The organism is Reyranella humidisoli, from assembly GCF_019039055.1.
GTDB lineage: Bacteria > Pseudomonadota > Alphaproteobacteria > Reyranellales > Reyranellaceae > Reyranella > Reyranella humidisoli.
Window position 1 is genome coordinate 701,514 of record NZ_JAHOPB010000002.1, and the last position, 13,271, is coordinate 714,784.

Consider the following 13,271-nt stretch of genomic DNA (forward strand, 5'->3'; position numbering starts at 1 on the left):
ACTCCGCGGTGTCTTCACCGGGCGAGTGCGTCGCGCGTCCAGCGTTCGATGGTACCCGCGTCCATGGCTCCCGACTGGCGAGCGATCTCCTTGCCTTGTCGGAACAGAATCATCGTCGGAATCCCCTGGATACCGAACCTTTGGGCAAGTTCCTGCTGGTCGTCCGTGTTCACCTTCGCGAGACGCACGGAGGGTTCGAGGCGGGCTGCCGCCCGTTCGAACTGCGGCGCCATGGCCTTGCAGGGACCGCACCACGGTGCCCAGAAGTCCACCAGCAGCGGCAGTTCGGCCTTGCCGGCGTGGGCATCGAAGTTGCCTGACGCGAGGGCGACGGGATGGCCATCGAACAGTGGGGCACTGCACTGGCCGCATTTGCCGGCGCTGCCTCCATCGAGTTTCGCTCGCGGGAAGCGGTTCAGCGTGCTGCACTTGGGACAGGCGATGAGCAGGGTATCGGTCATGGCGTACCTCAGATTCAAACCACGATGCAGCCGAACGGAACGGCAGCCTTTGAGGCAGATCAACGCCGCGTCAGGCCGGACGTTTCCGGCAAAGGTGGTCGTTACCTACGACCGTCCCGTCGCCGGCGGGACGCTGCGGAACTGGCCGTTCAGCCTGTCGCGATAGACGTTCACGCCTTCCATGATGCGCTGCACGTAGTTGCGCGTCTCGCGGAAGGGGATCATCTCGATCCAGTCGACCATGTCGATTTTGCCGGTGCGCGGGTCGCCGCCGGATTCCAGCCAGCGCGCCACGCGGTTGGGGCCGGCATTGTAGGCGGCGGCCGCGATCTCGTAGGAGCCGCCGAAGCGTTGCAGCATCTCGCCGAGATACTGGCTGCCGAGCTGGACGTTGTAGGCGGGATCGCGCGTGAGCTTGTCCTGGATGAACGGCACCTTGAGGCGGCCCGCGACGTCGCGCGCCGTGCCGGGCAGAAGCTGCATCAGGCCGAGTGCGCCCGAGGTCGAGACGGCGCCGGCGTTGAACGAGCTTTCCTGCTTGGTGAGCGCCAGCGCGAGCGCGCGCTCGACAGAGCCGGTGGGGCCAAGGTCGACGATCGGGAAGGCCGCATCGAACAGCACCACGCCGTTCTCCGCGCCGCGTCGCGCCACGGTGAGGCCGACGTCGGGCCGCTTCAGGTCGAGGGCGAGCTGGGACAGCAATGCCACTTCACCCGGCGCCGTGATCGCACGTGCGAGGCGCAGCAGGAAGGGCCGGGCGCGGTCGTAGTCTCCGGCCTGGCCGAGATAGCGCGCCATGACCGCGAGCTCGCGGCCGCCCAGCGACTGCTTATCGGCCTCGGTGGGAACGGGATCGACCGGTAGTTTCGGGTTTACGCCCTGAAGCTTCTTGGCGGCGAGCTGGCCATAGAAGGTCTGGCCGAAGCCGGCGGCGCGCGCATACCAGTCGTTGGCGTCCTTGGTCTGCTTGGCCGCCTCGTAGGTGCGGGCGAGCCAGTAGGCGCCGCGGCTCTTCGAGATGTCGGTCGAGACGCCATCGTACAGCGTGGAGAAATGTTTCAGCGCGTCGGCCGGCTTCTTCAGCTGGCGCAGCGCGATCCAGCCCGCGAGGAACTCGCCCTCGGCGAAGGCGACGCCCTTGGTCAGTCCGTGATTGACGGCGACGGCATAGGCGTCGGCCGGCCGGTTGGCATCCAGCAGGGCACGGACGACCAGATTGCGCTCGTTCCACCAGGCGTCGGTCTGGTTGGGTATGGAGCCGGAAAGAGCGGCCTTGGCCTCGTCGAGCGTGCCATTGCGGCGCACCCACTGCATGCGTTCGAAGCGGAGCTGAGGTTCGGCGAGTCGTGCCGGCGCAAGGGCCTTCAGGAGCGTGCCGGCATCGGCTGCTTTCGCCGCCATCGCAAGACGGGCATTGGCGATCGGCTGGTAGTCGGGCGGCAGCTTCGGCACGAGATCGCGCGCGACCTGATGGCGGCCTTCGCGGAAGATCCGGTCGAAGCGCGCGACCTGATCGGGGCCGGTCAGGAACTGGGCGTAGCGATTGAGGAAATCGTTCTCGTCGGAGCCGCGCAAGGTGGCGTTCTGCCAAGTGTCGCGTGCGAAACGGGCAACGTCGCCCGGCGCCGCGGTGCCGGCCGCCTCCAGCCGGCGCATGTGGCCGGTGCTGGTAAGGGGCGGGAAGGCCGTGAAATAGCGGACCACTTCGGTCGCTTGCGCCTCGGGGCCGATCCGTTCCTCGGCCTGACGGCGGAGGACTTCGGGCTCGGGCCAGTCGGGCTGCTCGCGCAGGAAGCGCCAGGTGTCGGCAAAGCTCGCCTCGGTCCGGGGCGCGGCCCGCAGGATGCTCCAGGCGACGTAACGGTCGAGCAAAGTGTTGCGGAAATTGGCGACGGCGGCGCGCGCGTCGGCCCAGCGGCTGTCATCGATCGCCTTGAGCGCGGCCGTGAAGGCGGCCGTTTCCGCGGCATTGAGCGGATTTGCGGCGACGGCGGGCCGCGTCGCAGACGGCGTCGCGGTGCCGCCTCCCTGCACGGTCGGTGCGGGGGAGGGCGTCGATGCCGTCGGAGGCGATGGCTTCTCGACGTCGCCCGGCAACCGCCGGACGCCGGTCGTGGGGGCCGCCGTCTGGGCCAGGGCAGGGGTTGCCGCGAGCAGGACCGCCAGCAGGATGAGGGGGGATTTCTTGTTATTCACGCGAGGAATCGTAGGCAGGCAGTTGCGGCATCACAATGGCAAGTTGCTCACCTTGCAGCGCCAAACCCCGGGGCTTAAGGTAGATTGTTAAGGGAAAATCGGAGGAAGACCATGTTCACCGGATCGCTCGTTGCGCTGATTACACCGTTCAAGAACGGATCGGTGGACGAGAAGGGATTCGAGAAGTTCGTGGCCTGGCAGATCAAGGAAGGCACCGACGGGCTGGTCCCGTGCGGCACCACCGGCGAATCGCCCACCCTCTCGATGGAAGAGCACAAGCGCGTCATCGAAATCTGCATCAGCGCGGCCAAGGGTTCGGGCGTGCCGGTGATCGCCGGGACCGGCTCGAACTCCACCGCCGAGGCGATTGAACTCACGCAGCATGCCAAGAAGGTCGGCGCCGACGCCGCCATGCTGGTCGTGCCTTACTACAACAAGCCGACACAGGAAGGCCTGTTTCAGCATTTCAAGGCGGTGGCCGAAGCCGTCGACATTCCGATCCTGCTCTACAATGTGCCGCCCCGCACCGGCGGCGACATGCATGTCGAGACCGTGATCCGCCTCAGCCAGGTCAGGAACATCGTCGGCATCAAGGACGCCAGCTACGACATGGCGCGCCCGACGCTGACCCGCCTCAAGGCGAAGAAGGGTTTTGTCCAGCTGTCGGGCGAGGATGCGAGCGCGCTCGGTTTCCTGGCGCAGGGCGGCGACGGCTGCATCTCGGTGACGGCCAATGTCGCGCCGCGCCTCTGCGGCGATATGCACGATGCGTGGAAGAAGCGCGATCTCGACAAGGCGTTCGAACTGCAGGACCGGCTGATGCCGCTGCACAAGGCGATGTTCTGCGAGACCAGCCCGGGCCCGGTGAAGTACGCCGCCGAGCTGATCGGCCAGTGCAGCGCCGAGATGCGACTGCCGATGGTGCCGATCGCGGAGAGCAGCAAGAAGGCCGTCCACGAGGCCATGGTCCACGCCGGCCTCATCAACTAGAAGCAGAGCTTCACCAACTCGCGAGCGTCCTGTGGCCAATAAACCGGAACTGGACCGCACCGTTGTGGCCCAGAACCGCAAGGCGCGGCACAACTACTTCATCGAGGAAACCTTCGAGGCCGGTCTGGCACTGACCGGCACCGAGGTGAAGTCGCTGCGCGGCGGCCGCAGCACGATCGCCGAATCCTACGTGACGGAGGAGGGCGGCGAGGCCTGGCTGGTCAACGCCAACATCCCTATCTACGCCTCGGGCAATCGCAACAATCACGAGCCGCGCCGGGCACGGAAGCTGCTGCTGCATCGCGGCCAGATCAACAAACTGATCGGCGCCATCCAGCGCGAGGGCCGCACCGTCGTGCCGCTGCAGGTCTATTTCAATCCGCGCGGCCGCGCCAAGATCGAGATCGCGCTGGCCACCGGCAAGCAGGCCCATGACAAGCGTCAATCCATCAAGGATCGTGACTGGCAGCGCCAGCGCGCCCGGATGATGTCGACCCGCCGGTAAGGCGAAGGAGAGCAGGCGATGAGTACAGTTCTGATCACCGGGGCCGCTCGCGGGCTGGGGCTCGACTTCGTGAAGCAGTACGCGGCCAAGGGCTGGAAGGTGCATGCCTGTGCCCGCACCCCCGAGGCGTTGAAGCAGGTCAAGGGCGATATCCACGCCCACAAGCTCGAAGTGACCGACTACGACGCGGTGAAAGAGCTGGCGGCCAGCCTGAAGGGCGAGGCGATCGACGTGTTGATCTGCAACGCCGGCGTGGCGGGCCGCGAGGCCGGCGACCTCGGCCGCATCGATCCCCAGGTCTGGCGCGACACGTTCGAGGTGAATGCGCTGGCGCCGCTGATGATGGCCGAGGCCTTCGTCGATCATGTGGCGGCCTCGAAGGATCGCAAGCTGGTGGCGATCTCCAGCCGGCTGGGCAGCATCACGCACAACGATGGTGCGCGGTACGCCTATCGCGCCAGCAAGACGGCGCTCAACATGGAATGGAAGAGCCTGTCGAAGGACACCGCCGCCAAGGGCCTGATCTGCGTCGTCCTGCATCCGGGCTGGGTGCAGACCGACATGGGCGGCGGCAGCGCCACCCTCACCATCGATCAGAGCGTACCCGCCATGGTGAAGGTGATCGACGGCTTGAAGCCTGCCGACAACGGCCGGTTCTTCAACTACGACGGCGCCGAGCTGCCCTGGTAGCCATGCTGCTCAACGAAGAACAGACGCTCATCCGCGACACCGCCCGCGCCTTCGCGCAGGAGCAGGTGCTTCCGCATGTGCGGGCCTGGGAAGCGGCCGGCGAGATTCCGCGCTCGCTACTGGCCGAAATGGGTCGCCTCGGCTTCATGGGCATGACGGTGCCGGCCGAATGGGGCGGCGCCGGCGCCGACATGGTGTCCTACGTGCTAGCGCTCGAGGAGATCGCCGCCGCCGACGGCGGACTTTCCACGGTGATGAGCGTCAACAACTCCCCGGATTGTGCGGCGCTGCTGGCCTACGGCTCGCCGGAGCAGAAGGAGAAGTGGTTGAAGCCGCTGGCTCGCGGCGAGACGCTGGGCGCCTTCTGCCTCACCGAACCGCACGCGGGCTCCGACGCGTCGAACCTCAAGACGCGCGCCGAGAAGCGCGGCAACGGCTGGGTGCTGAACGGGGTGAAACAGTTCATCACCTCCGGCCGCACGGCGGACATGGCGCTGGTCTTTGCCGTGACCGACCCGTCGTCCTCGAAGCGTGGCATCTCCTGCTTCATCGTGCCGACGGATGCACCGGGCTATCGCGTGGCGTCGGTCGAGAAGAAGCTCGGCCAGAAATCCTCCGATACCTGCCAGATCGCCTTCGAGGACTGCACGGTCGGCGCCGACGCCATGCTGGGCGAAGAGGGCGAGGGCTACCGGGTGGCGTTGGCCAACCTGTCGGTGGGCCGCATCGGCATCGCGGCGCAGTCGGTCGGCATGGCGCGGGCTGCGTTCGAGGCCGCACGCAGCTACGCGCAGGAACGCGAGGCCTTCGGCACCAGGATCGTGAACCACCAGGCCGTCCTGTTCCGGCTGGCCGACATGGCGACCAAGATCACCGTCGCCCGGCAGATGGTCCTGCATGCGGCAACGCTGCGCGATGCTGGCCGTCCATGCCTCACCGAGGCCGCAATGGCGAAGCTCTATGCGTCCGAGATGGCCGAGGAAGTGTGCTCGGCCGCAATTCAGATCCACGGCGGCTATGGATACGTTTCCGATTACCTGGTGGAGAAGATCTGGCGCGACGTTCGCGTCTGCCAGATCTACGAGGGCACCAGCGACGTGCAACGCATCCTGATCGGCCGTGGTTTGGCAGCGTTATAGGGCTCGTCTTTCACTTGTCCCCCCGCACACCGCGTGCCAACATCATCTGGTGTGAAGGCCGCAGCAAGCGGTTTTGGGGGCTTGGGGGAGCCGGGCGACGGATGGTCGGTCGTGCGCCGTAATCTTTTGAAACTAGCGACATACGCCGCAGCGCTGCTTGCGGTGACGGGCGGCGCTTTCGCACAGGACAGCAAGGCGATCGCCAAGCCCGTGTCCGCGCCGTCGACGGCGCGCTTCATTCACATGCAGACCGCCTTCAATCCCGCTCTCCCGGGCTCGGGCGAGGGGGTGAGGTTGTTCACCCGGACCGTCAAGCACATGACGGCAGGGGCCTTCGCCATCAAGATCATCGAGCCGGGCCGGATCGCACCGACCGCGGACATGCTGGACGCCATCGTTTCCGGCGACCTCGAAGCCGCCTTTACGTGGTCGGGTTACGCGGCAAACAAGTCGCCCGTCTTCAACATCTTCGCGACGGTTCCGTTCGGGCCCGGCCCGGAGGAGATGATCTCGTGGATGCTCGAGGGCGATGGCTCGCGCATTCACCGCGAGGCTTACGACAAGCTGGGGGTCGCCGGCATTCCCTGCGGTATCCAGGGGCCCAAGGGCGGCGGATGGTTCCGGGGCGAGATCGACACCGTGGCCGACTTCAAGGGCCTGCGCCTGCGCTACGGCAAGCTGGCGGCCGACGTGATCGCCCGTCTGGGCGCGGTGCCCGTGCCGCTGCCGCCGGGCGAGTTCTTCTACAAGCTGCAGCAGGGCAACGTGGACGGTGGCGAGATGTCGACGCCCGCCATGGATGCGGCCTTGGGCTTCGACAAGCTCGGCTTGCCGTACTACCTGCCCGGCTGGCAGCAGCCGTCGGCCGTGCTCGATTTCCTCATGCGCAAGGACAAGTGGGCGGCCTTGCCGGCCTCGCTGCGGGCGCAGATCGAGACGGCCTGCCAGGCAAACATCGCGTGGATGTTGAGCCGGTCCCCGAATGTCCAGGGCCTCGCGCTCGAGAAGCTGAAGGCATCGGGTGTCGTGGTCCGCGAATGGTCGCCCGACGTGATGGCCGCCTTCCGCAAGAATAGCGACATCGTGGTCAAGGACCTGGCCGAGCGCGATGCCGATTTCGCCGCCGCTCTCGCCAACCAGCGGGCCTTCATGGCCCAGGGCGCCCACTGGCGGACGCTGTCCCGCCTGCCATAACCGGCGGCTTGCACGCGGTCCCCGGTCCGGGCAGTTTGCCTTGGCATGACCGTACTTTCTTCCCAGATCGACACCCGCTCCGACACCTTCAAGCGCAACGCCGAGGCGATGCGGGCGCAGGTCGAGGATTTGCGCCGCCGCACCGACGCGGTCCGTCTCGGCGGCGGTGAGGAATCGCGCAAACGCCACGTATCCCGCGGCAAGCTGCTGCCCCGCGAGCGCGTGCGGGCGCTGCTCGATCCGGGTTCGCCCTTCCTCGAACTGTCGCCGCTGGCCGCACTCGACATGTACGACAACGAGGCGCCGGGCTCGGGCGTGATCACCGGTATCGGCCGCGTCAGCGGCGTCGAATGCGTGATCGTGTGCAACGACGCCACCGTGAAGGGCGGCACCTACTATCCGATGACGGTGAAGAAGCATCTCCGCGCCCAGGAAGTGGCGATGGAGAACCGGCTTCCCTGCCTCTATCTGGTGGATTCCGGCGGCGCCAACCTGCCGCAATGGCCCGAAGTGTTCCCCGACAAGCACCATTTCGGCCGCATCTTCTACAACCAGGCCAATATGTCGGCCCAGGGCATCCCGCAGGTCGCGGTGGTGATGGGCTCCTGCACGGCGGGCGGCGCCTACGTGCCGGCGATGAGCGACGAGACGGTGATCGTCCGCAAGCAGGGCACGATCTTCCTCGCCGGCCCGCCGCTGGTGAAGGCCGCGATCGGCGAGGTCGTGAGCGCCGAGGATCTGGGCGGCGCCGACGTGCACGCCCGCACCTCGGGCGTCGCCGATCACTATGCGCAGAACGACAGCCACGCGCTGGGCATCGCGCGCCGCATCGTGGCCAACCTCAACTGGAAGAAGTCCCCGTCGGCCTCGCTGCTGCCGCCGCGCGACCCGAACTACGCCGCCGAGGAACTGTACGGCGTGGTGCCGATGGACACCCGCACGCCCTACGACATTCGCGAGATCATCGCGCGGCTGGTCGACGGCAGCGAGCTCGACGAGTTCAAGCACCTCTACGGCACGACCATCGTCACCGGCTTCGCCCGCATCTGGGGCTATCCGGTCGGCATCGTCGCCAACAACGGCATCCTGTTCAACGAATCGGCGCTGAAGGCGGCGCACTTCATCGAACTGTGCGGCCAGCGCGGCATCCCGCTGCTGTTCCTGCAGAACATCACCGGCTTCATGGTCGGCCGGAAGTACGAGGCGGGCGGCATCGCGCGCGACGGCGCCAAGATGGTGACCGCGGTGTCGACCGTGAATGTCCCGAAGTTCACCGTGATCGTCGGCGGCAGCTACGGCGCCGGCAACTACGGCATGTGCGGCCGCGCCTACAGCCCGCGCTTTCTGTGGATGTGGCCGTCAGCACGCATCTCGGTGATGGGCGGCGAGCAGGCGGCGAGCGTGCTGGCCACCGTCCGGCGCGACAACATCGAGGCCAAGGGTGGGACCTGGGCCAAGGACGAGGAAGAGAAGTTCAAGCAGCCGATCCGCGAGGCCTACGAGCGCGAGGGCCATCCCTACTATGCGACGGCGCGGCTGTGGGACGACGGCATCCTCGATCCAGTCGATACGCGGATGACGCTGGGCCTCGCTTTGTCAGCTTCGATGAACCAGCCGATCGGCCCGACCAAGTTCGGCGTCTTCCGGATGTGATCCGGCCATGACCGACACGATCCTGACGAAAGTCGAGGGCGGCGTGGCCACGCTCACGCTCAATCGGCCGAAGGAGATGAATTCCTTCGACGGCGACACGGCGCGCGCCATCATCGATGCCGTTGAGGCCTTCGCCGCCGACGAGGCCGTGCGCACCCTCGTGGTGGCGAGCGGGGGACCGGTGTTCTGCGCCGGGGGCGACTTCAACTGGGTGCTGAGCTGGCCCGAGCTCGACGCCATCACCCGCAAGGTCGGCGCCGATTCGCTGATGGCGGCGATCCAGGCGGTCTACGATTTTCCCAAGCCGTCGATTGCGCGCGTCCAGGGCGCGGCGGTGGGCGGCGGCGTTGGCCTGATGCTGGCCTGCGACTTCGCGGTCACCGTCTCCTCGGCACGCTTCGGCCTCACCTCGGCCCGCAACGGCCTGCTCGCGGGCATCGCCATCCCGGTGCTGATCCAGGCGGTCGGGCCGCGCATGGCGCGGCAGCTCCTGATGCACGGCGGCATGTTCGATTCGGCGACGGCGCTGCGCATCGGCCTGATCGACCAGGTGGTCGAGGAGGATGCGCTCGACGCGACGGTTGCGGCGCTTGCCGACGAACTGCGCCGCGGCGCGCCCTCCGTCCAGACACTGGTCAAGAAGCTGATCACTGAAATCGACGCCATGCCGCACGATCGCGCGGTCGCCGACCTGATCGGCGAACACGTCGCCGTCCAGTGCACGACCGACGACGCGATCGAGGGCATGAGCGCGTTTCTGAACAAGCGCAAACCGAAGTGGGCCGTCTGATGTTCTCCAAGATCCTGATTGCCAACCGCGGTGAGATCGCCTGCCGGGTCATCAAGACGGCCAAGCGGCTCGGCATCAAGACGGTGGCGGTCTATTCCGACGCCGACCGCAATGCGCGGCACGTCGCGATGGCCGACGAGGCCGTTCATATCGGCCCCTCGGCCGCGCGCGAGAGCTATCTCGTGGCCGACCGGATCATCGATGCGGCCAAGAGGACGGGCGCGCAGGCGGTGCATCCGGGCTACGGGTTCCTCTCCGAGAATGCAGGCTTTGCCGACGCCTGCGCCGCGGCGGGCATCGTGTTCATTGGACCGCCGGCGGCCTCGATCCGGGCCATGGGCTCCAAGAGCGAAGCCAAGAAGATCATGGAAAAGGCCAGAGTGCCGCTGGTGCCGGGCTATCACGGCGACGACCAGTCGCCAGAGCTGCTGGCAGCAGAGGCCGCGAAGATCGGCTTCCCGGTGCTCATCAAGGCCTCGGCCGGCGGCGGCGGCAAGGGCATGCGCGTGGTCGAGAGCGCCGAGAAATTCGCCGACGCGCTGGCCGGAGCCAAGCGCGAGGCCAAGGCCTCGTTCGCCGACGACCATGTGCTGGTCGAGAAGTACCTGACGCGGCCGCGGCACATCGAGATCCAGGTCTTCGCCGACGGGCAGGGGAACTGCCTCTATCTGTTCGAGCGCGACTGCTCGATCCAGCGTCGCCACCAGAAGGTGATCGAGGAAGCGCCGGCGCCGAACATGGACCCGGTGCGGCGCAAGCAGATGGGCGAGGCGGCGGTCGCGGCGGCCAAGGCCATCGGCTACCAGGGCGCTGGCACGGTGGAGTTCATCGCCGACCAGGACGGCACTTTCTTCTTCATGGAGATGAACACCCGCCTGCAGGTCGAGCATCCTGTGACGGAGGCGATCACCGGGCAGGACCTCGTCGAGTGGCAGCTCGTCGTGGCGGCCGGCGGGAAGATGCCGCTCACTCAGGACGAGCTGCGCATCGACGGACATGCTGTCGAGGTCCGTCTCTACGCCGAGGACCCGGCGCGGAACTTCCTGCCCTCGACCGGCACGCTGGTCCACCTGAAGCTGCCGGAGGAGGGCGCGCATGTGCGTGTCGACACCGGCGTACGCCAGGGCGATACGGTGACGCCGTTCTACGATCCCATGATCGCCAAGGTGATCGTGCACGACCGCGACCGAACCTCGGCAATGCGGCGCATGGCGGCGCTGATGGGCGAGACCGAAGTGGTGGGCGTCACGACCAATTCGGCGCTGCTGAAGGCGCTGTGCTCGCACCCCGCTTTCGTCGGCGGAGAGGTCGATACCGGCTTCATCGAGCGTCATCGCGCGACACTGTTCACTCAGCCGGCACCGGCCGGCGACCGCGCCTTCGCCGTGGCGACGCTGGCACGGCTGCTGGAATGGCAGGATGCCTATCAGCCGTCGGCGAACGACCCGTGGTCGCCGTGGAATGCCCAGAATGGATTCCGCCTGCTCGACGATGGCCATGAGGAAGTGCGGTGGAAGGACGGCGAGCGCGAAGTCGTCGTGATCGCGCGGCGTCTCCGCGGCGGTGGAGTGCGGCTGGAGCTGCCCGAGGGCGCTCGTGAGGCGCGGGTCGAGCGGCTCGAAGATGGACGCCTGTCGATCGCATTGGGCCAGGACTCGTTCGCGGCCACGGTCGTGCGGCGCACCGCCCTCGATGGCGGCATCGACTACACGCTGTTCATGGACGGCGAAAGCCGCCGCCTGCGCTTGGTCGATCCGCTCGACGTCACGCAGTACGAGGCGACGGCCTCGGCCGATGCCGTGGTCCGTGCGCCGCTGCCGGGCAAGATCATCGACCTGCGGGTCAAGGCCGGCGACACGGTGAGCAAGGGCCAGGCGCTGCTGGTGCTCGAAGCCATGAAGATGGAGCACACGCTCGCCGCGCCGGCCGACGGCACGGTGAAGAGCCTGCGCTATGCGGTGGGCGAGCAGGTGCCCGAGGGCGCCGAGTTGGTCGAATTCGAATGAACGCGCTGCTTGGCGGCTGGCGGCTCGAGAGCTGGTCGTATCTCTACGAGGATGGCCGCCCGCCTGAGTTTCCGATGGGCGCCGACGCCAAAGGCTACATCCTCTACACGCCGCAGGGCCAGGTGAGCGCGACCATCATGCGCGCCGATGCCAGCGAGTGCTTCGCTTATGCCGGCCGCTACGAGCTCGCAGACGGCACGGTGTTCCACACTATCGAGATCTCGACCAACAAGGCGCTGGTCGGCCTGCGCTCGACCCGGCACATCGGGCTCGACGGAGACCGCCTGACTCTGTCGGGGCCGGACTTCGCCGCCGGAACCGCCCGCACGCAGCAGATCGTCTGGCGGCGCGCCTAGCGTCGAGCAGCGCCAAGGATCGCGTTCAGCAGAATCGCGCCGAAGGTCGCGGTGCCGATGCCGCCCATGGCGAAGTCGCCGAACTTCAGGGTGAAGTCACCGGTTCCCAGGACAAGAGCGATGGCGGCCACCATGAGGTTGCGGCTCTGGGTGAAGTCGACCTTGTTGTCGACCCAGATCTTGGCGCCTGCCACGGCGATCAGGCCGAACACGACGATACTGACGCCGCCCATCACCGGCAGCGGGATGGTGTGGATCAGCGCGCCGAACTTGGGCGAGAAGCCCAGCAGGATCGCGAACAGGCCGGCGACGACGAACAAGGCCGTCGAGTAGATGCGGGTGGCGGCCATCACGCCGATATTCTCGGCATAGGTCGTGACACCGGTGCCGCCGACGCCTCCGGCCAACATGGTCGCCACACCATCGCCCAGGAAGGCGCGGCCGACATAGGGATCCATGTTGCGGCCGGTCATCGCGCTGACGGCGCGAAGATGGCCGAGATTCTCGGCCACGAGGATGAGGGCGACGGGGGCGATCAGCACGATCGCGTGGGTGTCGAAGACCGGCGCGGTGAAGGCGGGAGCACCGAACCACGCGGCCTTGGCCAGCAACTCGCCGCTCACCGGCTTGCCCCAACCCAGCCCGTTGGCAAGGAAGGCATAGACGAGTGTCGCGACGACCAGGCCGACCAGCACCAGCAAGCGCCGGGTCATGCCACGCGTGAAGACCGCGACCAGCGCGATGCTCAGGAAGGTCACGGCCTGCATCCAAGCGTCGAAGGGCGTCGGTGCCATGTTCTTGACGGGCACGGCGGCGAGGTTGAGGCCGATCACCGCGACCACGGCGCCGGTCACGACCGGCGGCATCAGCCGCTCGATCCAGCCGGTGCCGCTGGCCATCACGACCAGTCCGATCAGCGCGTAGACCGCGCCGCAGATCACGATGCCGCCAAGCGCGACCGCTATATTGGCGTTGGCGCCCTGGCCGGCATAGCCGGTGGCGGCCGCGACCACGGAAATGAAGGCGAAGGAGGAGCCGACATAGCTCGGCACCTTGCCACCCACGGCCATGAAGAAGATCAACGTGCCGACGCCGCTCATCAGGATGGCGACGTTGGGATCGAAGCCCATCAGGAGCGGTCCCAGCACGGTGGCGCCGAACATCGCCACCACATGCTGGATGCCCAGCGCCACGGTCTGCGGCCACGGCAGCCGCTCGTCCGGCGCGACGACGACGCCGTCGGCCGGCTGCTTCACGGTCCAGTCGAGCATTCTCCCCCTCTTGTCTTTTT

General features: G+C 67.2%; 12 protein-coding genes. 9 read left to right on the forward strand and 3 right to left on the reverse strand.

Features of this window, described 5'->3' with window-relative positions; genetic code table 11:
- Positions 1–14: 14 nt before the first annotated feature.
- On the reverse strand, positions 15–461 hold the full coding sequence (gene trxC / locus KQ910_RS21775) for a thioredoxin TrxC (protein WP_216965203.1): 447 nt from the start codon (positions 459–461) through the stop codon (positions 15–17).
- A gap of 105 nt (positions 462–566) precedes the next feature.
- Positions 567–2,657 (reverse strand): lytic transglycosylase domain-containing protein, encoded by a 2,091-nt coding sequence (locus KQ910_RS27295; protein WP_216965204.1) that lies wholly within the window; start codon positions 2,655–2,657, stop codon positions 567–569.
- Positions 2,658–2,768: 111 nt separating this feature from the next.
- Here KQ910_RS27295 and dapA point away from each other — a divergent pair, with 111 nt between their 5' ends.
- The 9 genes from dapA (at position 2,769) to KQ910_RS21825 (ending at position 11,980) form a co-directional block, all read left to right on the forward strand.
- On the forward strand, positions 2,769–3,647 hold the full coding sequence (dapA, locus tag KQ910_RS21785; protein ID WP_216965206.1) for a 4-hydroxy-tetrahydrodipicolinate synthase: 879 nt from the start codon (positions 2,769–2,771) through the stop codon (positions 3,645–3,647).
- Positions 3,648–3,678: 31 nt separating this feature from the next.
- On the forward strand, positions 3,679–4,152 hold the full coding sequence (gene smpB / locus KQ910_RS21790) for an SsrA-binding protein SmpB (RefSeq protein WP_068198121.1): 474 nt from the start codon (positions 3,679–3,681) through the stop codon (positions 4,150–4,152).
- Between the two features lie 18 nt (positions 4,153–4,170).
- The gene (locus KQ910_RS21795; RefSeq protein ID WP_216965208.1) at positions 4,171–4,842 is read left to right on the forward strand and encodes an SDR family oxidoreductase; all 672 of its coding nucleotides are present in this window, start codon (positions 4,171–4,173) and stop codon (positions 4,840–4,842) included.
- Between the two features lie 2 nt (positions 4,843–4,844).
- A complete protein-coding gene (locus KQ910_RS21800; RefSeq protein ID WP_216965209.1) occupies positions 4,845–5,981 on the forward strand; it encodes an acyl-CoA dehydrogenase family protein in 1,137 nt (378 codons plus the stop codon).
- A gap of 111 nt (positions 5,982–6,092) precedes the next feature.
- A complete protein-coding gene (locus KQ910_RS21805; RefSeq protein ID WP_216965212.1) occupies positions 6,093–7,175 on the forward strand; it encodes a TRAP transporter substrate-binding protein in 1,083 nt (360 codons plus the stop codon).
- 45 nt (positions 7,176–7,220) lie between these two features.
- A complete protein-coding gene (locus tag KQ910_RS21810; RefSeq protein ID WP_216965214.1) occupies positions 7,221–8,828 on the forward strand; it encodes a carboxyl transferase domain-containing protein in 1,608 nt (535 codons plus the stop codon).
- Between the two features lie 7 nt (positions 8,829–8,835).
- Positions 8,836–9,618, forward strand: coding sequence for an enoyl-CoA hydratase/isomerase family protein (locus KQ910_RS21815; protein ID WP_216965216.1), 783 nt, complete (start codon positions 8,836–8,838; stop codon positions 9,616–9,618).
- A complete protein-coding gene (locus KQ910_RS21820) occupies positions 9,618–11,624 on the forward strand; it encodes an acetyl/propionyl/methylcrotonyl-CoA carboxylase subunit alpha (protein WP_216965218.1) in 2,007 nt (668 codons plus the stop codon). The genes KQ910_RS21815 and KQ910_RS21820 overlap by 1 nt, the downstream gene beginning before the upstream one ends.
- Positions 11,621–11,980, forward strand: coding sequence for a lipocalin-like domain-containing protein (locus tag KQ910_RS21825; protein WP_216965219.1), 360 nt, complete (start codon positions 11,621–11,623; stop codon positions 11,978–11,980). Before KQ910_RS21820 ends, KQ910_RS21825 begins: the two co-directional genes overlap by 4 nt.
- On the opposite strand, the gene KQ910_RS21830 is transcribed toward KQ910_RS21825, so the two are convergent.
- Entirely contained in the window at positions 11,977–13,251 is a 1,275-nt protein-coding gene (locus KQ910_RS21830; RefSeq protein ID WP_216965222.1) for a solute carrier family 23 protein, read from the reverse strand. The genes KQ910_RS21825 and KQ910_RS21830 overlap by 4 nt on opposite strands.
- Positions 13,252–13,271: the final 20 nt, after the last annotated feature.